Here is a 22391-nt window from a genome sequence, read left to right as displayed (position 1 = left end):
CTAAAAAGGTCAGCGCAATAACTTTCAATTCTTATCAACTATTCATTTGTTTAGCTAAGAAGTTAGCAGCTGTTTCTGCAACTTTCACTTCAACTTCACCAACAAAATGTACTTTAGATAAAACGATAATACAACCGATTGGATCACCATTCACCATAATAGGTGTTGCACAATAAGACTTCACTTGCTCATATTGTCCAGGAACAATCTCGATAGTTGTTTCCATTTTTTCTATTTTTGTTGAACGCTCTTCCATAAAAGTTTCCGCAAAAGATGTAATACGACGATTAATATACTCTTTCTTACCGATTCCTGCGACAGCAATTACTTCATCACGGTCGGTTACAAACGCTGGAGTACCTAATGTTTCATATAATGTTTCTACATATTCCCTTGCAAATTCCCCTAAATCGTTAATTGGAGAATATTTCTTTAAAATAACTTCGCCTTCACGGTCTGTATAAATTTCTAACGGGTCACCCTCGCGAATACGTAGCGTCCTACGAATTTCTTTTGGAATAACCACACGCCCTAAATCATCAATACGACGAACAATTCCTGTTGCCTTCATTCATAATCCTCGCTTTCGCTACAATAAAAATTTTTTTCAACTCTAGTATGGTTATTTATGAAGCAATCTATGCAAAAACTGAAGAAAAAGGATTTCACACCCAACAATATTTTTCAAAAAGGCCTTAAAACCTAAATTATTGTACTTCAAATACATTTAGCATATAGAATTTTTAACTTCAATCAACTTATCTTAGATTAACCACAAAAACTAATTTTTATAAATAATTTATAAAAAATTTTTAACAAGAAATAATAATAATCCAACCTACATTATTGCGTCAATGAACCAAAAGGTTTTTTATTACAAAGGTATTTTCACGCAATTTAATCCTTTTCACCTCCTCGCTCCTATCAGCTAGATCCACAGTCTTATTTGTAAAAACGACACCTAAGAAGTCGCTCCATCTACAGTCCAATCAAAATTTCAATTCGCATGCACCTTTTGGCATATCATCCAAAGTTAATAATGGTAAAACGAAACTTCTGCAATGTACCTGCACGAAAGCAAGGGAGCAACATCAACTATTTTTTGTGCGTATGTGTAGTGCTAACGTTGCGTCTGCAACATATATTTTCTGTACAAAATTGTAGTGCTAACGTAGGTTTACAGAATTTTTTTATTGCGAGAAAGCGAAGCGACAGCATCGGATATTTTCAGTGCGTAAATGTAGCGTTAACATCGCAACTAATAAGGGTTTCCTGTGTATGAGTAAGCGCTAAGTTGCGCCTGCAATAAAGGTTTTCTGTGCGTAAGCGTAGTGCTAACGTTGCGTCTATAACAACAGTTTTCTATGCGTAAGCACAGCAATAGCGTCAACATTCATTAAGATCTCCTAGATCGTTTTGTTTTTCTATAATAAAAAGCTGACCATTATCCTAGTTAGATAAGGTCAGCTTTTTATTATTTTTGTTTTTTTGCGTTAGCAATAATATGCATCATGTCTTCTAAAATTTCAAAGGGTTGATATTTCCCACATTTCCGTTCATCAATCGTTAATTTCAGTTGCATACCATCCATACCAAAACCGACAGCTCGTTCGAATTTCATGGATTCTTCAACAACTTTACTGCCATCAACTTGTACTGTTCCCTCTTCAGACAACAATATTGTGATAATTTTTTGCTTTTCCTTCACCGACAATACGCCTGCACCTAGGCCCCATACCTTCATACGTGCTATTCGCAGTAAGCGCTCAGTTTCAATCGGAAGATCTCCGAAGCGATCCTCTAATTCCTCCGTGATTTCGCCATACTCCTCCACTTGATCCATCGCTTTAATACGTTTATACATTTGAATTTTTTGATAGCCATCAGGAATGTATACATCTGGAATATACGCATCAATACTCAATAAAATTTCGATGTCAGGCTTTTCTTCTTTTTTCACACCTGTTTGGCGCTCAGTAATCGCCTCTTGTAGCATTTGTGAATACAAGTCAAAACCGACAGAATCAATAAAGCCATGTTGCTGCGCTCCTAGCAGATTCCCAGCACCGCGAATAGATAAGTCACGCATAGCAATCTTAAATCCTGAACCTAACTCTGTAAATTCTTTAATCGCCTGTAATCGTTGCTCAGCTACATCTGTAAGAACTTTATCACGCTGATACATAAAGTACGCATATGCTACCCTATTAGAACGCCCAACACGCCCACGCAATTGATAAAGCTGCGCTAAGCCCATTCGATCAGCATCGTGAACAATCAATGTATTAACGTTCGGTATATCTACTCCTGTCTCAATAATCGTTGTTGTTACAAGCACATCATAGGCACCTTCTAAAAAGGCTAATATGACAGATTCTAATTCTGACTCCGTCATTTTCCCATGTGCATGCCCGATACGCGCTTCGGGGACAAGCGTTTGAATTTCATCAACTTTACGAGCCATATCCTCTACACGATTATATAAGTAGAATACTTGCCCGCCACGTGCCATTTCTCTCTCAATAGCTTCCCGCACTAATGCACCGCTATGCTCCATTACATAGGTTTGTACAGGGAAACGGTTTGCTGGTGGCGTTTCAATTACCGATAAATCACGAACTCCTACCATCGACATATGAAGTGTTCTTGGAATCGGAGTTGCCGTTAGCGTTAATACATCAACATTCGTCTTAAGTTGTTTAATTTTTTCCTTATGCGTTACACCGAAACGTTGCTCCTCATCAACAATAAGCAATCCAAGGTCTTGGAATAACAAGTCTTTAGATAAAATTCGATGCGTTCCAATAACAATATCAACTTGCCCTTCTTTTAAGCCCTTTAATGTCGCTGTTTGCTCTTTTTTTGTGCGGAAACGAGACAGGAGACCTACATTAATAGCAAAGTCTTGGAATCTCTCACGAATCGTTTCGTAATGTTGTTGCGCTAAAATCGTAGTCGGCACAAGGAAAGCTACCTGCTTGCCATCCTGAATTGCTTTGAATGCAGCACGAATCGCTACCTCAGTTTTACCATATCCCACGTCTCCACATACGAGGCGATCCATAGGACGTTCACGTTCCATATCACGTTTCACTTCGATAATTGAACGTAACTGATCCTCTGTTTCTTCATAAGCGAATGAGGCCTCAAAATTGCGCTGATCGTCATTATCAATCGCAAATGCATGACCCTTCTCTGCTTCACGTTTCGCATACAGCTTGATTAAATCATCAGCAATATCTTGCACGGCAGAGGATACTTTAGCTTTAGCTTTTTTCCACTCTGCTCCACCTAATTTATGTAGCTTCGGTTCACGGTCTTCAGATGCTACATATTTTTGGATTAAATCTATTTGCTCTACTGGAACATACAACTTATCATCTGCGCGATATCGAATGTGTAGGTAATCTTTATGTGTACCATTTACCTCCAGTGTTTCTAAGCCAATATATTTCCCAATACCGTGATGTACATGTACAACATAGTCGCCAGGTTTAATTTCTGTATAACTTTTAATACGTTCTGCGTTCGTCATTTTTTGAGGACGTGCTTTTTTCTTCGCCTGCTGTTTAAACAGCTCATCCTCTGTAACTACCACTAAGCGCTGTAACGGTAATTCAAAGCCACTAGATAGCGAGCCATCCACAATATAAATACCCGCTTCTGTCGGTTGACCAATTGTCGTATGAATATCATATTCCTCAAGCATTTGCTGTACACGTTTAACACGGTCTTTATCTCTCGCCACAATTAGTACAGTAAATTTACCGAGTAGCCAGCGTTCAACCTCGCTTTGTAACAATGACATTTGGCCATGAAATTGTTGCATTGGTTTGCAAGAAAAGTTCGTCGTCTTATTGAAGGATACACCTGCAAAAGTTCGCGAAAATAATGAGAAATATAGTTTTTGCTGAGATAACATTGCTAGAATCTCTTTTAAAGAGAATGCGGGCTTTACATCATGCACCATTTTCCCTTCTTCAATTAGAGATAAAAACCATTCATCTTCTTCACGCTCCCATGCATCCATAACCTCCTGAATGCGCCCGAGCTCATCAAATAGCACAATGCCGTCGTGTACAAAATAATCTCCTAAATAGGCTGTTTTCTCATACAATAACGAACCATATTTATTTACATAGTCCGGTAAATTCCCTTGCTGTAACAATTCAATATCATATTGAATATGTTGATACAGTAACTCCTTCGTCTCCTGCTTCTTGACTTTCTTTAAGCTTGTCGCTAATGCAGCTTCTAAACGACCTGCCAATGCCGTTCTTTCTTCCTTTGTCAAAATAACTTCTGAAGCAGGGAGGATACGAATCTTCTGTAATTTATCGATAGAACGTTGATCGTCCGCAGAAAATGTTCGAATCGAGTCCACTTCCGTATCAAATAATTCTATACGAATCGGTGACTCTAAATACGGAGGATAAATATCTAATATGCCACCACGTAACGCAAATTCTCCAGGTGTCGTCACCATCGAATTACGCACGTACCCCATCTCTACTAATGTTTGGAGCCATTCATCAACCTGAATATCCTCACCTACTGCTATTTGTAAAAAATACTGTAGCCAATGCTCTTTAGGCTGCATTATTTTACGTAAGCCCGCAACCGGTATTACATAAACAGCTTTTTCACCTCTAGCAAGACGATCAAGTGTTGCGATACGCTCAGCACGTAGCTCTGGGGAAGCAACAGATAAATCAGCAGCAATAAACTCATCGGCAGGATAATAATGAACATGCTCCTCACCTAAAAGTCCCGCCAGCTCGTCGGCCATTTTCTGAGCCTGCAATAGATTAGGAGATATAATATAAATTGGTTTTTTTACATATTCAAATAAAGCATCGACCATTACTGGGCGTGCGCTTCCAGTTAATCCTGTAATAAGCTGTGTTGCAGAATGGTCGCTCTGAATCTCCTGTAAAAATGATGTGATATGTTTGTCCTGCATCACAAGCTGTCGTAAAACTTCCAATGTCAAAAGCTCCTTTCAACGCATAATTCTCGTCACCATTACTAGTAATCTAGTACTATATTACGTATTTTTATTGTTTATTTTATCCATTATACCTTGGCATAATTTCGTCTGGAATTGGCTTTAAACCTAAACCTGAGCGAAGTTAAACGGAAAAAGCTTTGGACGCACGTAATGTGCGCCAAAGCGTCCTTCCAATTATTGAATCCATTTATTGAGTGCGTGATAATCTGGATATTGTTTCAGCGAATCCTCACATTGCTCACAAATGCAGTGCACCGTCGTTTTTCCATGTTGATCTTTCTCAACATAATCATCCGCTTCACCCAATTCGAAAATATGTAGTTTTCGAATTGTATCATCTGCATCAAATGGTAGCGTCCCTATTTCTACTTCACAATGCCGACATCGATATCGAACTGACATCTCCAAATCATCCTCCTTTAAGCAACTTACTACTTAAAGTATAGACATTTCGAAAAAAGATTATGCACTTCCAATTTTGTCTTAGAGGTCATTTTAGAAATAGAGAATAGTTTTGCACTGTGGTTAATACTATATATTTAGTTAGCTGTTGTCGCAGAAAAAAACAACATCAATTATACCTCGGCATAATTGCGCCGGGAGACGGCTCTGTGCTTAGGCCTGTAGCTGACGCTTTCCTTTCGTTACTAAAAAAATTTGCTGAAATCAATTAAATCGTCATCCTAAACAACTGTAATATCCATGATTGTTATCCGTTAAAGCGATTCATCACATCAAGAAATGGATTTGAAAGAGATGCTTCCACAGCATTTACACACTTTTCTATAGCTTCGCCGACGACGGCTTGATCTTCTTTTGAAAATTTTGATAACACGTAATCTGCTACCTTCATGCCTGCTGGTGGGCGATTAATCCCAACTCGTATGCGATTAAATTCTTGTGTACCTAAATGCTGAATTAATGATTTAATACCATTATGTCCACCTGCACTACCTTTTTGACGCAGGCGTAATTTACCTGTCTCTAAATCTAAGTCGTCATAAATAACAATTAAATCTTCCACTTCAATATCAAAATAGTTCATTAGGGGACCAACACATTCCCCCGATAAATTCATATATGTTAAAGGTTTAACAAGTAGAACCTTTCCTTCAGGACGATGTACCGTTGCATACATACCATTAAACTTTGAATTAGTTAAAGGTGCACCCCATTTTTCAGCTAATGCATCTATAATATCGAAGCCAATATTATGTCTTGTATGCTCATAAGGTTTACCTGGATTTCCTAAACCAACGATAATTTTCATAAGTACCCCTCTTCTTTCAAATCTAATAGTCATTATTTTACCATATCATGCACTCAGAAAGCAGTTTGGACAATTTTTGAAAGTAAAAGTTCAATAACGTCTTGATATTATTTAAAATCTTCACTTCAACCATATATATATATCGCGAAATCGTTATGACTTAAAAAGGAAACCAATGCCCTTGCTAAATAAAATAAAAAAGCTACTGAAGAAGCTTAGCTTCCTCAGTAGCCTTTCCTTAACAAATATTTTTACTCTTGTACCTGCTCACTATCCACTGTCGATTCTTCAACGACTGCTGGAGCCATAATTGATACCAATGTATGACCATCTTCACTAATAATATCAAAATCAATCGTGTCTCGAATATCTGCTACTGTAATTGTTTCGCCAATTTTAAGTTCAGTAATATCCACTTCAATAGCTTCTGGTATATCTGCTGGTTTTACATTAATCTTTACATCTAAGTTAGGCTGCATTAATATGCCACCCACACTAACACCAACTGACTCCCCTACAAGTTTAATAGGCACTTCAGCTTCTATCGCCTCGGACATATTAATTGCTAAAAAGTCAATATGATTTACTTCATCTTTCATGGAGCATTGTTGGATTTCTGATACAACAACATTCACTTTTTCTCCATCTAAATCCATCGAAAACACACCGTTTTGTCCATTTTTTTGAATGGATTTTCTGAATTCCTTCGCTGAAATAGAAATTGGGGTAGAATCTAATTTATAGCCGTAAATAACTCCAGGAATGGCTCCCCCTTTTCTAAGTTGGGTTAATGTCGAACGGTGCCCAGCTTCGCGCTTTTTAACACTTAATACTGTACTCATATCTATACTTCCCCTTCCAAGAAAAATTATTTACGCCTTATTATAAATGTCTCTACTTTCAATGACATTTATTAAGGCTATAATAATATTGACTACCATTTTAGCTCATCACCATAACGTGGGGTTGATTTCCGTTCCAGCCAGGCGCTTTCCCGAGGGCGTCCGATGCCGCTTGGGGCAACAGATGTTTTTTGCGCGAAAGCGTAGTGCTAACGTAGCCGCAGCAGCACGATGTTGGTCACGAAGGCATTATCACAGGATGTGATGATTTTAGCCTTTGTTCCTCTATCATCTAATCCCCAAGGAGTCGCCCTGCCGTAACGAAGATCAACTTATTCACATAACTTACGCTTTAACAAAATATATCCCAACCTTAGGCGAAGTAAACTATTTTTCATAAACATAAAGTAGTGTAAATATTATTAAGTCACAACTACCATATACCCTTTTATAAGAAAATTCAAACAAAGTAAACCTAGAAAAAAGGACAAATCTACTTGCAAACGTAGATTTGTCCTTAATAAGCCACATATCGGCTCTTGTTTATTTATATATTAATCAAATAGAGTACTTACAGATTTGTTTTCATAGACACGAGAGATTGCATCTGCCATTAATTTAGCTACTGAAAGCTCTGTAATTTTTGGAGATTTTTTCTCTTCTGGAAGCTGGATTGTATTTGTTACAACTAATTCTTTAATCGAAGAGTTTTCAATACGCTCGATTGCTGGACCTGATAGTACTGGGTGAGAGCAACAAGCATAAACTTCTTTCGCGCCAGCAGCACGTAATGCGTCTGCGCCGATTGTAATTGTACCAGCAGTGTCAATAATATCATCAATCAAGATTGCCACTTTACCATCAACATTACCAACAATGTTCATTACTTCTGCAACGTTTGGTTTTGGACGGCGTTTGTCAATAATTGCAATAGGTGCTTTTAAACGTTCTGCCATTTTACGAGCACGCGTTACACCACCATGGTCTGGTGAAACAACAACGATTTCATCTTCTGGAATACCTTTTGATTTGAAGTGATCAGATAGTAAAGGTACTGCCATCAAGTGGTCGATTAAAATATCGAAGAAACCTTGGATTTGCGGTGCGTGTAAATCTAAAACGATAACACGTGTTGCACCAGCTGTTTCAAGTAAGTTTGCTACTAATTTAGCTGTAATTGGCTCGCGTGCTTTTGCTTTACGGTCCTGACGAGCATATCCATAGTAAGGCATTACAACGTTTACTGTACGAGCAGATGCGCGTTTTACAGCATCTACCATAATTAAAAGCTCCATTAAATGTTCGTTTACAGGTGCAGAAGTAGACTGCACGATAAACACATCACAACCACGAATACTTTCTTCAATGCTAATTTGAACTTCTCCATCGCTGAAGTGTTTAACAGAAGATTTACCTAATTCAACACCCATTTCCTGCGCAATTTCTTGAGCAAGTGGATTGTTAGAGTTAAGTGAAAATATTTTTAATTGTGAGTTTGCATAATGATACGGCATGATGGCCTCCTGTTTAGTTGATAATTATTTTGAATTTAATTTGCTTACATAATTCGGTTTGTTTTCTTGTCTTGCACGAGCAATTGCAAGTGCATCCTCAGGAACTTCTTTTGTAATTGTAGATCCTGCTGCAATAAATGAACCTTTTCCAACTTTCACTGGCGCTACTAAGTTAGTATTACATCCTACAAATACATCATCTTCAATAATTGTTTGGAACTTGTTTTTTCCATCATAGTTTACTGTAATGGAACCACAGCCAACATTGACATTGCTTCCTATTTCAGCATCGCCAATATAGCTTAAGTGGGATACTTTCGTGTCATTACCTAGTTTACTTTTCTTCACTTCTACAAAGTTACCAATTTTCACATGGCTACCTATATCAGAAAGTGGTCGAATATTTGCAAACGGTCCTATAGCTGTGTCTTCTGCTACAGCGCTTTCACGTACAACAGAAGAATGTACAGTTGTTCGGTCACCGATACGGCTATCAATGATTTGTGTGCTTGGCCCGATTATACAATCTTCACCAATAACAGTTGTACCTTCAATCATAGAACCTGGTTGGATGACAGTATCACGACCAATCATTGCCTCAGCGCTAATATATGTTGCTTCTGGATTAATAATTGTGACACCATTACGCATATGCTTTTCATTAATTCTTGTACGCATTAGCGCCTCTGCTTGAGACAGAGCAACACGATCATTAACACCAAGTGTTTCTTCGAAATCTCCCGTTACATATGCTTCAACGACTTCGCCTTGTTTTTGTAAAATTTCAATGACATCAGGTAAATAATATTCACCCTGTGCATTGTCGTTTTTCACAAGTTTTAATGTCTCAAATAAGGCCTTATTATCGAAGCAATATGTGCCCGTATTAATCTCTTTCACTAGTTGTTGCTCAGCTGAAGCGTCCTTTTGTTCAACAATTTGCTCCACTTGTCCATTGTCGCCACGTAAAATGCGACCGTAGCCTGTTGGATTTTCAGCAATAGCTGTTAGAATTGTTGCCTTGGCTTTCTTTGCTTGATGATGCTCAAACAAAGCTTGCATCGTTTCAGGGCGGATAAGTGGTGTATCACCACAAACAACTAATGTTGTCCCTTCTTCGCTACTTAAAATTGCCTCAGCCTGTTGTACAGCATGAGCTGTCCCTAACTGTTCAGCTTGTAAAACATACTCGCTTTTATCGCCAAGCTGTTGTTTCACCATTTCTGCACCGTGTCCTACAACCGTTACAATGCGCTTCACATCTAACGTTTGAATGTGATCCACCACATGTTGCACCATTGGTTTCCCACATACTGGATGTAGCACTTTATATAATTTGGACTTCATACGTGTACCTTGACCTGCAGCCAAAATGACAGCAAAAATGTTGCTCATCTGTAAGTCCTCCAATACGCTCATTTTCTCTTATGACTATATAGCAAAATCCATCTATTTTCAAGGCATGTTGACTTGACAAAAAGATGAATTTCCAAATCAAATGCACCTTATGCTCGAATGTTAATATGTATGTCCTAAAAACTGCTCGTTTTCTCTAATTCTCAAAATAAAAAGAACTCTCCAAATATGAAGAGTTCTTTTTACTCACTTTCATCATAAGTATAAATTGCCGTAGTTAAATTTACACTTATCCCCTTTTACTATACGCCAATTCCTTCTAATTCTTCTGTCTTTTCTGTCGCGTCTTCCTCGCTTGAATTATGGTACTCGTTTAAAATAATCTCTTGAATTTTATTACGAGTAGTAGAATTAATAGGATGCGCAATATCTCTAAATTCACCGTCTGGCGTCCGTTTACTTGGCATAGCAACGAATAAACCTGTATTGCCATCAATCACACGAATATCATGCACTACGAACTCATTGTCGAGTGTAATGGAAGCAATCGCACGCATGCGACCATCAGTCTGTACACGACGTAACCTTACATCAGTAACTTCCATTTTCTCACCACCTCTCTTCTTAGATGCCTAAATATAACTATAATATTCTTTATTACCGAATATTTTCCTTTTTATAGTCTATCAAATTTTCTAAAAAATTTGAATACTTATTAGTGTAATTTCCTCTAATTTACGTAATTTTTGACAATTGTTTGTCAGTCACCTCGACGCTCCACTTTCGCCAGAAAGCATTTGTTGCTATCGCTTCGCTTTCGTCTACAAAAACATTTTAGAACGGAGAATAAAAAAGGCCCACTAAAAGAGTTAATCATTTCTCTTTCAGTGAGCTTAATTTATTTCTTATTTAACGATAGCAATAACTTCAATTTCTACACTTACATCTTTTGGAAGACGCGCAACTTCCACTGCTGAACGTGCTGGTTTATGATCCCCGAAGTGGTTAGCATATACTTCATTCATCGCAACAAAGTCGTTCATATCCTTCATAAAAACGGTCGTTTTAACAACGCTGTCTAAAGATGCTCCAGCAGCTTCTAAAACGGCTTTCAAATTAGCAAATACTTGATTTGTTTGAACAGCGATATCACCTTCCACTAATTCACCTGTTGCTGTTAGTGGAATCTGACCTGAACTATAAAACATGCCATTTACAATAATTCCTTGTGAATATGGTCCAATTGCTGCTGGTGCATTTGTTGTTGCTACTACTTTCATTTGTCATTTCCCCTTTTAGAAAAATAGTTACCTTCACTTAATGCAATTGTACGGTCTTTTTCATTGACCTCATGAAGCTTCACTAGTGAATAATAATCATCTACTAAAGTTTCGTCTGCATGCTCAGCCTCTACAAGCACTGCAATACCAGCTAGTTGACAGTCAAACTCCTCTAATAGATTTTTCATGCCGTTCATTGTACCGCCGACCTTCATAAAGTCGTCAGTAATAAGCACTCGTTGTCCACTCTTCATGCTTCTTTTTGATAATACCATTGTCTGGATTCTTCTGGAAGAACCAGATACATAGTTGATGCTAACTGTAGATCCTTCAGTTACCTTACTATCTCTTCTGACAACAACAACCGGTACATTTAAATGTCTTGCTATCGCATGGGCAATAGAAATACCCTTTGTAGCGACAGTCATTATGACATCAATTTGTTGATCAGCAAATGCGGATGCAAATACCTTACCAACTCGATTAATTAAATCTGGATTGCCGAGTAAATCCGTCATAAATAAATAACCGCCTGGTAATAAACGATCTGAATGCTCAAGCTCCGCTTTTAAATCATGAATAACTAAACGGACCTCGGCTTCGGACATTTTAGGAATATACTTTACTCCTCCTGCAGCGCCCGGTACTGTCATCAATAACCCGATTCCTTTTTCTTCGAAAGTTTCTTTTACAATCGTCAAATCTTCACTAATGGAGGACTTTGCAGATTGATATAGTTCAGAAAAATAAGTTAGCGGGATCAGCTGATGTGGATGTTCTAGTAAATAGTACGTCATATCAACTAGTCGTTCACTACGCTTCCATTTCATGCGACCCTCTCCTAAACACGAATATTTATAGGTAAAATTAACACAAATTTGCGGTTTTAAGCAAGCGTATTTCGCTCGCCTAAAATCCGAACCGCATATACTTCTTCGCAAAAACCACGTAAACCATTATAAATGCGACTTACTCGAGCTTCACTATCCACTAAACCGAACACCGTCGGACCGCTTCCACTCATTAATGTTGCATCTGCTCCAAAGCGCTTCATCTGTTCCTTTAACATTACTACCTCTGGATGCAGATTAAATGTTACAGTTTCCAAAACATTTCCTAATGATGCACATAGTAGCTCATAATCTTCCGTTTCAATAGCACGAATCATTTGCTTCGTATTTGGATGTTCTAACCCTTCAACCTTTAGCCCTCCATATACTTCTGCAGTAGAGACACCTATTTTAGGTTTAGCTAAAACTACCCAGCAGTTTGGTGGTGCAGGCAATTCCTGAATTTTTTCTCCACGCCCCGTTGCTAATGCTGTGCCACCATAGACACAAAACGAAACATCTGAACCAATTTTCGCACCTAATTCAGCTAACTCATCTATAGATAACCCTAAATTCCACAGCTCATTTAAACCCTTCAGTGTAGCAGCCGCGTCACTACTGCCACCCGCTAATCCCGCCGCGATTGGTATTTCCTTTTCTATAGTAATGGATACACCTTGTCCAATGCCGTATGTATCTTTAACTAGACGCGCTGCCTGATAAGCAAAATTCCGATGATCGTTCGGTACGAAATTATCAGTCGAAATTATTTCTATTACACCATCTTCCCGAGATTCTAAACAAATACGATCAGCTAAATCCACAGTCGTCATGACCATCTCTACTTCATGATAATTATCTGGTCTTTTATAAAGCACATCTAATGTTAAATTTATTTTTGCAGGCGCCTTTACATAAAGCATCTTTCTTCCTCCTTATAGCTCCACTTAACAATTACCGCCAGATCATTCAGTCGATACTTGAACCTCCCACTATCTTAAATGTAGGATTCTTCTGTTACAAAATATCAGCAGCCGACGTTCATTTTAGCTATATTAAAGATTTTCTGAATGAAGATAAATCTGTTGTTCATCTTTTAATTCATTTTATTTTACCATAATGGGAAAGCGAAAATGGAAAAAAAGAACCGTATACCCCTAAATGGTGTAACGGTTCTCTCTCGTCAGTTGTGTTGTTGTGTCTACAGGAAGCTTTCATCCCTGCTGAAGATCAATTAAGCCTCGGCATAATTGCGTCCGCCGAAGGCATTAGGCAAACACGGTGTTGGACCTCAGGCACTTTCAAAGATGCCTGGACACCCGCTGAAAAGTGACTTCTCTCACCACTATAGAGATGAGAGACTTCTAATAAGCAGTCTAGTTCAGGCTACTTATTATTCTCTTGTTCATTACTTGCTCTTTCAGCCATTTCGATGGCACGTTTGACCATATTACCGGCGTCTCGAGCTTTAATGCCGCCCCAACCTTCTCGTTGCACAACATCATAAAATCCAAGCTCTTTAGCGATCTCTTCTTTTAAACGAGGTGACATGATACCCTTTCTAGGCATAATAAACTCCTCCTTTTACAACTGACGAATTTAGTATGTCCCAGAAAACGTAAAACACTCATGTAGTTTTTAACATACATGAGTGTTTCAAAATATAGAAATAAGTACTAGAAACTATTTTGCGATAGCAGCTTTTGCTTCGTCTAAAAATGTAATCTCTACTGCTTCAGTTAAAATATCTGTGTAACTATACGATACGCGCTTGCACGTATTGTCTTCTTGATCAAGCTCAACCACAAAGATAGCGCGATACGTCTCACGCAATACCCCTGCACACTCGACCGTTTTCTTGCGACCTCCGTTTGCTCTTAACTGCAAACGTTTACCCAAATGACAATCCAACGACTTTTTAATGTCCGCTAAAGTTTTTGGCATTTTCGCTTACACCTCACTATTTATTAGTATAAGCGATACGCCCAAAAATGTCAACAAAATATAATATTTTATCAGCAGATTATAAATATTGTCAACTTATTTTTCATAAAAACCTCATATTTTTTTACGTATACTCAAAAAAGTTAACAAAAATTTTTTACTTTGCGAACGTAGGATATAGTACATCGGCTAATTTTCCAAACTCTTGAATAGTTAATGTCTCTCCTCGACGTGTTGGTTCAATATTTACCGCTTGTAAAGCATCCATTATTTTTTCTTTGTTTGCCTTACCATTTGGTAAACCCGATTGTAAATTATTGAAGATTGTTTTTCGTCTTTGTACAAACGACGCACGAGTAACAACAAATAAAAAGTCCTCATCAATTACTTTTACTGGAGGTTCATCATGTTTAATAAGACGAATCACTGCAGAATCAACATTTGGCTGGGGCATAAAAACAGTTTTCGGCACTGTCATGGCAATATCAGCCTTCACATAATATTGAATCGCAATTGATAAAGAGCCGTACTCTTTCGTTCCAGGTTTAGCCGTAATACGGTCTGCTACCTCTTTTTGCATCATGACAACAAATCCGCGAATTGGCAAACGATCATTAAGTAATTTCATTAAAATCGGAGTCGTCACATAATAAGGTAAATTTGCTACAACCATAATATCCTCAATACCCGGCATCTCTTCCTGAATTACTTTAGCAACATCCGCTTTTAAAATGTCTGAATGTACAATTGTAACATTATTATATGGACTAAGTGTGTCTTCTAATACAGGTAATAGTCGCTGATCAATTTCAAAAGATACAACCTTTTTTGCACTTCTTGCTAAATGCTCTGTTAGTGCTCCAATACCTGGACCAACTTCGATTGCACCACTATTTTCAGTTAAATTTGCGTGACTAACAATATTTCGTAAAATGTTCGGATCTACTAAAAAATTTTGACCTAAGCTTTTTTTGAATGAAAACCCATATTTTTTTAAGATTTCTTGTGTTCTAATTGGTGTTGCAATATCCTTATGCATTATTTTCCTCCTGATCTACCTGTGCGATTGCCGCACCAAATTGCTTTTCTGTGATTTGAAACATTTTTAATCTTTTATGGAGTTGTTTACCGTTTGTTGTACCAATATTCAAAATTTCTCCAAGACGATCACGACGAGCTTTCGCCTGTGGGTGGCCAATTAAACGTGCCGTCATTAAATCTTCGAGCGTAATGTCATCATTGGTTGGCTCAACATCATTAGGGGTATAGACATGCCGTAGCGCCTCGCGTATATCTTCATCTGCTGCATGCTCTATGCCTAGTCCTTTACCGTTTTTCGCAATTGTTTTAGCTTTTGGTAAAAAAGCGTGTTTTACACCTTTTACATGCTCCTCGATAATGGCACGAATTCGACGTCCTGGATAATCTGGGTCAGTAAAAACAATAACACCTCTTTTATCCTGTGCATGCTGAATTCTCTTTAGTGTTTCCTCTGAAATAGCCGACCCATTCGTTTCTATTGTATCTGCTTGCACAGCTCGCTTAATAGCCGTTGTATCATCTTTCCCTTCAACAACGATGATTTCTTTTATTTGCAAAAAGGCCCCTCTTTTCTACCTTATCTTCAGACCATTTTACAACTGCACTGTATGATTGTACAGAAATACACGGCTACTTACCTTATGCTATTGCTTGTACTTTCTCTTTCGAGTAAACCGGGCAGTTGATGTTCCAGCTTAATTTCTGTAGATAGGACTATATTTATCCTCCAGTACAAATACTGAAAAAAGATAAAAAAAGCTCCCCCGCCAGTCAAAACGGGAAAGCCAGTAAGTGAAAAAACATTTTTGATTAATTTTACAATTTTTTTAATTTAATACTTTTATACGAACTTTCCTAACTCCCCAAGAACTTGCTTGAGATTCCGTTTGTACAAGTATGTCGATCTTATTACCCTTAATTGCACCACCAGTATCCCCTGCTATAGCTGTTCCATAGCCTTCGACCCAAACTTTTGAGCCAAGCTTAATAACAGAAGGGTCTACTGCAATTACTTTCAAACCAGAGTTTGATCGTAAATCAATGCCAGTGGCAGATGTCCCCGAGCAGCCATTACAATATGGTGTATAGGCAGTTGCCGTTACATAAAATTCTCTACCGCTAGCTGGCTCTGTTGACCCACGTGAAACTGTCGATGCACTAGCAACAGTAGCTACTACTGTTTTAGTCCCTACTGCAACTACTTGCTTCTGCGGTTCTTTTACAACATTTTTAGATTGTAGATTTTTAGCTACAACTTGGCCGTTCTCTTTTACGATTTCATACGTTTTAGTCATTAAACCTTTTTGGCCTGCTGTTACAATTTTTTGTTTTCCCTTTTGCAATGAAGCATCTTGCTTCTTTTCAATTGTGAAATCTAAAGAGTCTTCCACTACATCGATAACCTTTTCTACGCGAACTACTGTGATTTTACTCTGTGGAGTGATTACGTCCTTCAGGTTATTCTCGACACGATCGAATTCATTTAGCTGAATTCCTTGTTGTTTTAAAAAGTTAGCGACCGTAGTCGAAGTGGACCATACTTGTCTTTTGTTTACGCCATCGACAAGTGATACTTGAAACGCTTTTTGAATATCGATCTTGTTGTCTGCTCCTACTTCTGTATCTATGCCTTGTTTTAAAGAATCATGCTCTGATACTTCAATATTCGCTTCTTTCAAAATGTCTTTCACTTGTGTTTCAGTTGTCCAAACTTTTGACTGATTTCCATCAACTGAAATAGTTACTTCTTTTGCCTGTTCCCATGAAATTGCTAATCCATTAACAATTTTGGTGTTCAGAGAGGGTGATATTTTGTCATGCTCTGCTACGTCTATATTTTGACCTTGTAATAATTGTTCTACAGTTTTGGCATGTGTCGTTACTTCGATTGCTTCTCCGTTCGCATCCAGCGTTACGGTTTTTTTAGTACCTTGATAAAGTACGAATGAAATTACAGATACAAACAGAATAAGTGAAATAACGCTTATTACTGTTTGCTTACTCCTCAATGATCCTAAGAACAAGTTTTTCATGGAATTATTTGACATGAAAAAACGCCTCCTTAATATACAAGGTTGGATTATACGTACTAGATTTGGCACTGTCAACCCGAATGTATTTCTAAGAAAATTGACATAGCCTTTTTAGCCAACCACAAACCTAGTATTGGAGGCGTCTCAGCTAGTTAATTGTCAATCTTAAAAAATTTTTTCGCATTGGTTGTCGTTACCTGTGCAATTTCCTCAATCGGTAAACCCTTTAAACGTGCAATTTCTTCTGCAACTAACGGTACGAAAGCTGGTTCATTACGTTTTCCTCGATATGGATGGGGCGCTAAATACGGTGCATCTGTTTCGATCATCAAATGCTCTACTGGTATTTCTGTCGCTACTTCTTTCGGCATTCGTGCGTTTTTAAATGTCACCGGTCCACCAAGGCTAATCATAAAATTCATAGCAATACATTCATGTGCGGTTTCCACGCTGCCACTAAAGCAATGCATAACGCCTCCCACGGAAGCTGCATTTTCTTCTCGTAAAATTTGAACAACATCCCCAGTTGCATCTCTGTTATGAATAATGATTGGTAAATTCAACTTTTGTGCCAAATGAATCTGCTTGCGGAAAAGTGCTTGTTGAACATCTTTCGGTGATTTATCCCAATAATAGTCCAACCCAGTTTCACCAATACCCACTATCTTTGGATGTGCTGCTAATTCCTCAATCCAATCTAAGTCCTCTTGTTTACAATCAATGGCGTCAACCGGGTGCCAGCCTATGACACCATAAACAAAATCATATTGCTCAACTAGTTGCATTGTTTTTTCAATGGTTTTGCGATCGAAACCAACAACAACCATCGTTTCTACTTTGGCCTCAAGAGCTCTATCTATAACCTCTTGTAAATCCTCTTCATACTGATCTGCGTTTAAGTGTACATGTGTATCAATGAACATCGTCATTCTCCTAACATAGATTTTATTAAAAATTATTATTTCGTATTTTACATAACTGTTACAAATTTATTACAAACAATTTTGTATTATAACATTTCGCATAACCAAAGCGCCCTCATTTGTTACTTTTTACCTAAAAAAATCTAATTTTTACCGCAAATAAATTATTTCGAGATAATAAATTACTCATTTTCAAATGGATTTTAAAAGCCTGCTGAACTTTTTTTATTCAGCAGGCCTTCCTAAAATTGTTTACTTTACTTTTGCGCCATTCTCTAGTTTTGAATCCACCGATGCTAATTTTAAAATCCCATCTTTTTCACCAGCTAGAATCATTCCTTGCGATAATTCACCGCGTAATTTAACTGGCTTTAAGTTAGCGACTACAATCACTTTTTGACCAATTAATTCATCTGGAGAATAGAACTTTGCAATACCTGAAACTACTTGTCGTTGCTCATATCCAAGATCCACTTGAAGCTTTAATAATTTGTCTGCTTTCGGAATCGTTTCACACGCTGTTACAGTGGCTACACGTAAATCCACCTTCATAAAATCATCAATTGTAATTTCAGGAATTTCTGGAATATCCGCAGCTTTCTGATCAGCTTTTGATTCTTCTTCTTGCGGAGTTTTCACTGAACCACGCATTTCCTCACGAATATACGTAATTTCAACTTCATTTTCTAGACGAGGGAAAATTGGAATTCCTTTTTCTACCACTTTAATGTTTGCTGGAATAGTATTGCCGAATGTTTCAATTGTTTCCCATGCTAAGAATTTGTCATCTAACCCTAATTGTTCAATAATTCGCTTAGGAGTAGAAGTCATAAATGGTTGTAACATGACAGCAATTTGGTGTAAACTTTCCGCCAAATTTCGCATAACAGCTCCTAATTTTGGCTTATCAGTTTCCTCTTTAGCTAGCACCCATGGTTGAGTTTCATCTATATATTTATTTGTTCTTGAAACTAGCGTCCATAAGTCGGCTAATACGACACTAAATTGCATTTTTTCCATACTTTCTTCATATTTAATACGAACTGATTCAGCCTGTTCTTTTAAAGCTGCGTCAAACTCTGTCGATTGAAGATTTTCACTTGGAATAATGCCATCAAAATATTTATTAATCATTGAAATAGTACGATTCAATAAATTTCCTAAATCGTTTGCTAAGTCGAAGTTTGTACGTTCAACAAATGATTCTGGCGAAAATACACCATCAGAGCCGAATGGTAACTCACGCAATAGGAAATATCGTGTTGCATCTAAACCATAACGCTCTATTAACATTTCAGGATAAATAACATTGCCCTTTGATTTAGACATCTTACCGTCCTTCATCATGATAAATCCATGAGCAAACACTTTTTTAGGAAGTGGTAAATCTAGTGCCATTAAGAAAATTGGCCAATAAATAGTATGGAATCGAACGATATCTTTACCAACTACATGTACATCTGCCGGCCAATATTTATTGAATAATGTTTCATCCTCTGATAGATAACCTAATGATGTTATATAGTTAGTTAAAGCATCTACCCATACATAAATTACATGTTTAGGATCTCCTGGAACTTTAATGCCCCAATCAAATGATGTTCTTGAAACAGATAAATCTTCTAGCCCTGGTTTAATAAAGTTATTAATCATTTCATTTTTTCGAGATTCAGGCTCAATGAAATCAAGGTTTTCTTCATAATAAGCTAAAAGACGATCAGCATATTTCTTCATATTAAAGAAGTAAGATTCCTCTTTAACTTTGTGTACTGAACGACCACAGTCTGGACAGTTACCGTCTACTAATTGTGTCTCAGTAAAAAATGATTCACATGGTGTACAGTACCAACCTTCATACTCACCTTTATAAATATCACCATTATCTAAAAACTTTTGGAAAATCTTTTCGACAGTTTTCGTATGACGCTCTTGCGTTGTTTGAATAAAGTCATCGTATGAAATGTCCATTAATGCCCAAAGCTTTTTCGCAGCATCTGCAATCTCATTTACGTATTCTTGAGGATGCTTGCCCGCTTCAGCGGCTTTTTCTTGAATTTTTTGCCCATGCTCATCCATTCCAGTTAAAAAACGTACATCATACCCGAGTAAACGTTTATAACGTGCAATTGTATCTGATGCTACAGTTGTATACGCTGTACCAATATGGAATTTCCCACTTGGGTAATAAATAGGGGTTGTTATATAGAATGTTTTATTTTGTTCGCTCACTAGAACTGCCTCCATTGTTTCACAGTATACTATCTATTCTAACTAAGTACGAAATTCGTTTCAACTTCTTTCAGTGGGTGTCACGTAATCAGAAAGGAGCTTAATATAGGATGTTAGTCGATTCCAGACGCAATTATGCCGAGGCATAATTGGTTGAAAGTTTCTCGAGCGCGAAAAATGTCGAATAATATAATAAATCCATTTAATGTATTAAATAAGAAGCTTTTTTACTATAAATTAAAATATATAATAAAAACCTTTTAAAAAAACCAAAATATCTGTTTTCTTCTCAAAAAATTTTTTCGAAACAATAATATTAGTGTATTAATTAATTGACGTTTATGGCATTACTTGGTATGATAACTATCAGACAAGGAATTATGTCGAAATTTGACGAAATACCAATATAACTTTTAACATTAGGAGGAAATATAATTATGAAATCAACAGGAATCGTTCGTAAAGTCGATGAATTAGGTCGTGTAGTAATTCCAATCGAATTACGCCGTACATTAGGTATTGCAGAAAAAGACGCTTTAGAAATCTATGTGGATGACGACAAAATCATCTTAAAAAAATATATGCCTAACATGACATGTGCTGTAACTGGTGAAGTTTCTGATGATAACTTCCGTCTAGTTGGTGGTAAATTAATTTTAAGCCCAGAAGGCGCAGAAATGTTAGTGAATGAAATCCAATCTAACTTAAAAAAATAATTTGATACACACCTAAATCAAGCACAGTGATTTGGGTGTTTTATTTTTTATCAATTTCTCCTTAGCGTAATTGCGTCCAGAGGCGTTATTATTTAATAGAAGATAACTATAATATAACCAATTTTTAAGTCCCTTATAATGTCCATGTCAGACCTTTCATAGTTAAGGGTACTATTTTTTACAATTATTATCAATTAAATAGTTTATATGCTCCTCAGCAAAACGTATGGTTGATTTCCGTTCCGACTGGGCGCTTTGTTGCTGCCGCTTCGCTTTCGCACAGAGCAAAGCTTCCTGGGGGCGTCCGATGAGCCGCTTGGGCCAACAGATGTTTTTTGCGCGAAAGCGTAGTGCTAACGTAGCGGCAGCAGAGGGTTTTGTTTGTGCGAAAGCGCAGCGACAGCAACAGCATGATGTTGGTCACGGAGGCGTTATCACAGAATGTGATGCTTTTAGCCTCCGTTCCGCTATTGCTGATCCTCAAGGAGTCGCCCAGCCTCCACTCCAATCAGCTTAAATACATGGCATGGCCTTAATAAATTGGTGTTAACCACCTATTTGAATAGATATACAAAAAAAGGTTCTAAGTCAAATGTTGGGGTGCTGTACTCTTTCAGCACCTTAACCCAGATGAACTCCAATTTCTTTATACTTTAAATTTAATAAGATTTTTGCTCGAAAGTGATCGAAGCGTCGAAAGCCATATGCATTCCGTTTCATCACTTTTGTTTTATTATTAATGCCCTCTAAGAAGCCATTGGAATAACCAAAACTAAAGCTATTTAAAATTTCTACTTGCCAGTTTTTCAATGTTTGAATTGCTTTTAAGAAAGCTGGTAATTTTGCCTCTTCTACCTTACGGTAAAAAGCTAGTAATCGCTTTTTCACTTCTACAACATCATTCTTTGTCTTTGCCCAATCAAACCATTCACAATAGATTTCCTTTAATTCATGAGCTACTTTCAATGTTTCAGACATTTCTGTATAGCGCTGTAAGTACCACTGTTGTTTCGGTGATAATTTAGATGCACGTTTATAAAATACATGACGCATACGTTTTACACTTTGTGCGATTGTATTTATCCCATTCTTTTTGTACTTGTCGGCGCACTTCATCCATTGCCCAATAAATATAACGGCTAAAATGAAAGCGGTCTGCCACAATAACAGGTCGACCTAGCGCTTGATGAACAGCTGCTTTAAAACTTGGATTCATATCCATAACCACTATTTCAACATCGGCTCCATACTGACTTAAGTAATTTTTTATTGTTTCTTTTTTACGATTCGGTAAAATATCGATCGGTTCGCGCGTCTCCGCATTCGCAATTATTAGCTGATACGTACCTGCATCTGTATCGCCTTTATACTCATCAATCGCAATCACTTTTGGTAAACGTAC

At 37.4% G+C, this 22391-nt stretch carries 20 protein-coding genes and 1 pseudogene; 2 read left to right on the top strand and 19 right to left on the bottom strand.

The window, feature by feature from the left end; all coding sequences use genetic code 11:
* Positions 1 to 34 precede the first annotated feature (34 nt).
* The 18 genes from spoVT to metG form a co-directional block, all read right to left on the bottom strand.
* Positions 35 to 571 carry a stage V sporulation protein T gene (gene spoVT / locus ACQKN4_RS22315; RefSeq protein ID WP_079563690.1) on the bottom strand — a complete coding sequence of 179 codons (537 nt, stop codon included), beginning with the start codon at positions 569 to 571 and terminating at the stop codon, positions 35 to 37.
* A gap of 903 nt (positions 572 to 1474) precedes the next feature.
* On the bottom strand, positions 1475 to 4987 hold the full coding sequence (gene mfd / locus ACQKN4_RS22310) for a transcription-repair coupling factor (protein WP_427484835.1): 3513 nt from the start codon (positions 4985 to 4987) through the stop codon (positions 1475 to 1477).
* Positions 4988 to 5185: 198 nt separating this feature from the next.
* On the bottom strand, positions 5186 to 5413 hold the full coding sequence (locus ACQKN4_RS22305; protein ID WP_079563688.1) for an anti-sigma-F factor Fin: 228 nt from the start codon (positions 5411 to 5413) through the stop codon (positions 5186 to 5188).
* 307 nt (positions 5414 to 5720) lie between these two features.
* Entirely contained in the window at positions 5721 to 6281 is a 561-nt protein-coding gene (pth, locus tag ACQKN4_RS22300) for an aminoacyl-tRNA hydrolase (RefSeq protein WP_427484834.1), read from the bottom strand.
* A gap of 251 nt (positions 6282 to 6532) precedes the next feature.
* Positions 6533 to 7123, bottom strand: a complete 591-nt coding sequence (locus tag ACQKN4_RS22295) for a 50S ribosomal protein L25/general stress protein Ctc (RefSeq protein ID WP_079563686.1) — start codon at positions 7121 to 7123, stop codon at positions 6533 to 6535.
* Between the two features lie 554 nt (positions 7124 to 7677).
* Positions 7678 to 8637 (bottom strand): ribose-phosphate diphosphokinase, encoded by a 960-nt coding sequence (locus ACQKN4_RS22290; RefSeq protein WP_079563685.1) that lies wholly within the window; start codon positions 8635 to 8637, stop codon positions 7678 to 7680.
* 24 nt (positions 8638 to 8661) lie between these two features.
* Positions 8662 to 10032, bottom strand: a complete 1371-nt coding sequence (gene glmU / locus ACQKN4_RS22285) for a bifunctional UDP-N-acetylglucosamine diphosphorylase/glucosamine-1-phosphate N-acetyltransferase GlmU (protein ID WP_427484833.1) — start codon at positions 10030 to 10032, stop codon at positions 8662 to 8664.
* Positions 10033 to 10295: 263 nt separating this feature from the next.
* Positions 10296 to 10598 carry a septation regulator SpoVG gene (spoVG, locus tag ACQKN4_RS22280; protein ID WP_079563683.1) on the bottom strand — a complete coding sequence of 101 codons (303 nt, stop codon included), beginning with the start codon at positions 10596 to 10598 and terminating at the stop codon, positions 10296 to 10298.
* A 300-nt stretch (positions 10599 to 10898) separates the two neighbouring features.
* A complete protein-coding gene (locus tag ACQKN4_RS22275) occupies positions 10899 to 11273 on the bottom strand; it encodes a RidA family protein (RefSeq protein WP_427484832.1) in 375 nt (124 codons plus the stop codon).
* Positions 11270 to 12103, bottom strand: a complete 834-nt coding sequence (gene purR, locus ACQKN4_RS22270; RefSeq protein ID WP_079563681.1) for a pur operon repressor — start codon at positions 12101 to 12103, stop codon at positions 11270 to 11272. The genes ACQKN4_RS22275 and purR overlap by 4 nt, the downstream gene beginning before the upstream one ends.
* Before the next feature lie 56 nt (positions 12104 to 12159).
* A complete protein-coding gene (gene ispE / locus ACQKN4_RS22265; RefSeq protein ID WP_079563680.1) occupies positions 12160 to 13026 on the bottom strand; it encodes a 4-(cytidine 5'-diphospho)-2-C-methyl-D-erythritol kinase in 867 nt (288 codons plus the stop codon).
* 463 nt (positions 13027 to 13489) lie between these two features.
* A complete protein-coding gene (locus ACQKN4_RS22260; protein ID WP_206700644.1) occupies positions 13490 to 13672 on the bottom strand; it encodes a small, acid-soluble spore protein, alpha/beta type in 183 nt (60 codons plus the stop codon).
* A 114-nt stretch (positions 13673 to 13786) separates the two neighbouring features.
* Positions 13787 to 14047, bottom strand: a complete 261-nt coding sequence (gene veg / locus ACQKN4_RS22255; protein ID WP_049667356.1) for a biofilm formation stimulator Veg — start codon at positions 14045 to 14047, stop codon at positions 13787 to 13789.
* Positions 14048 to 14204: 157 nt separating this feature from the next.
* The gene (rsmA, locus tag ACQKN4_RS22250; protein ID WP_079563678.1) at positions 14205 to 15086 is read right to left on the bottom strand and encodes a 16S rRNA (adenine(1518)-N(6)/adenine(1519)-N(6))-dimethyltransferase RsmA; all 882 of its coding nucleotides are present in this window, start codon (positions 15084 to 15086) and stop codon (positions 14205 to 14207) included.
* Positions 15079 to 15645, bottom strand: a complete 567-nt coding sequence (gene rnmV / locus ACQKN4_RS22245) for a ribonuclease M5 (RefSeq protein WP_079563677.1) — start codon at positions 15643 to 15645, stop codon at positions 15079 to 15081. Before rnmV ends, rsmA begins: the two co-directional genes overlap by 8 nt.
* Before the next feature lie 270 nt (positions 15646 to 15915).
* Positions 15916 to 17136 (bottom strand): G5 and 3D domain-containing protein, encoded by a 1221-nt coding sequence (locus tag ACQKN4_RS22240; protein WP_079563676.1) that lies wholly within the window; start codon positions 17134 to 17136, stop codon positions 15916 to 15918.
* A gap of 137 nt (positions 17137 to 17273) precedes the next feature.
* A complete protein-coding gene (locus ACQKN4_RS22235; protein WP_079563675.1) occupies positions 17274 to 18044 on the bottom strand; it encodes a TatD family hydrolase in 771 nt (256 codons plus the stop codon).
* Between the two features lie 252 nt (positions 18045 to 18296).
* Positions 18297 to 20273 carry a methionine--tRNA ligase gene (gene metG, locus ACQKN4_RS22230; RefSeq protein WP_079563674.1) on the bottom strand — a complete coding sequence of 659 codons (1977 nt, stop codon included), beginning with the start codon at positions 20271 to 20273 and terminating at the stop codon, positions 18297 to 18299.
* A gap of 437 nt (positions 20274 to 20710) precedes the next feature.
* Here metG and ACQKN4_RS22225 point away from each other — a divergent pair, with 437 nt between their 5' ends.
* Positions 20711 to 20989, top strand: a complete 279-nt coding sequence (locus tag ACQKN4_RS22225; protein ID WP_079563673.1) for an AbrB/MazE/SpoVT family DNA-binding domain-containing protein — start codon at positions 20711 to 20713, stop codon at positions 20987 to 20989.
* A gap of 307 nt (positions 20990 to 21296) precedes the next feature.
* Positions 21297 to 21506, top strand: coding sequence for a hypothetical protein (locus ACQKN4_RS22220; RefSeq protein ID WP_427484831.1), 210 nt, complete (start codon positions 21297 to 21299; stop codon positions 21504 to 21506).
* 104 nt (positions 21507 to 21610) lie between these two features.
* On the opposite strand, the pseudogene ACQKN4_RS22215 reads toward ACQKN4_RS22220, so the two are convergent.
* Positions 21611 to 22391 (bottom strand): annotated as a pseudogene (locus tag ACQKN4_RS22215) (ISL3 family transposase); the annotation flags it as partial.

Source organism: Lysinibacillus sp. NPDC093692 (assembly GCF_050280125.1).
Taxonomy (GTDB): domain Bacteria; phylum Bacillota; class Bacilli; order Bacillales_A; family Planococcaceae; genus Lysinibacillus.
This window is presented reverse-complemented; position numbering and strand designations above follow the sequence as displayed.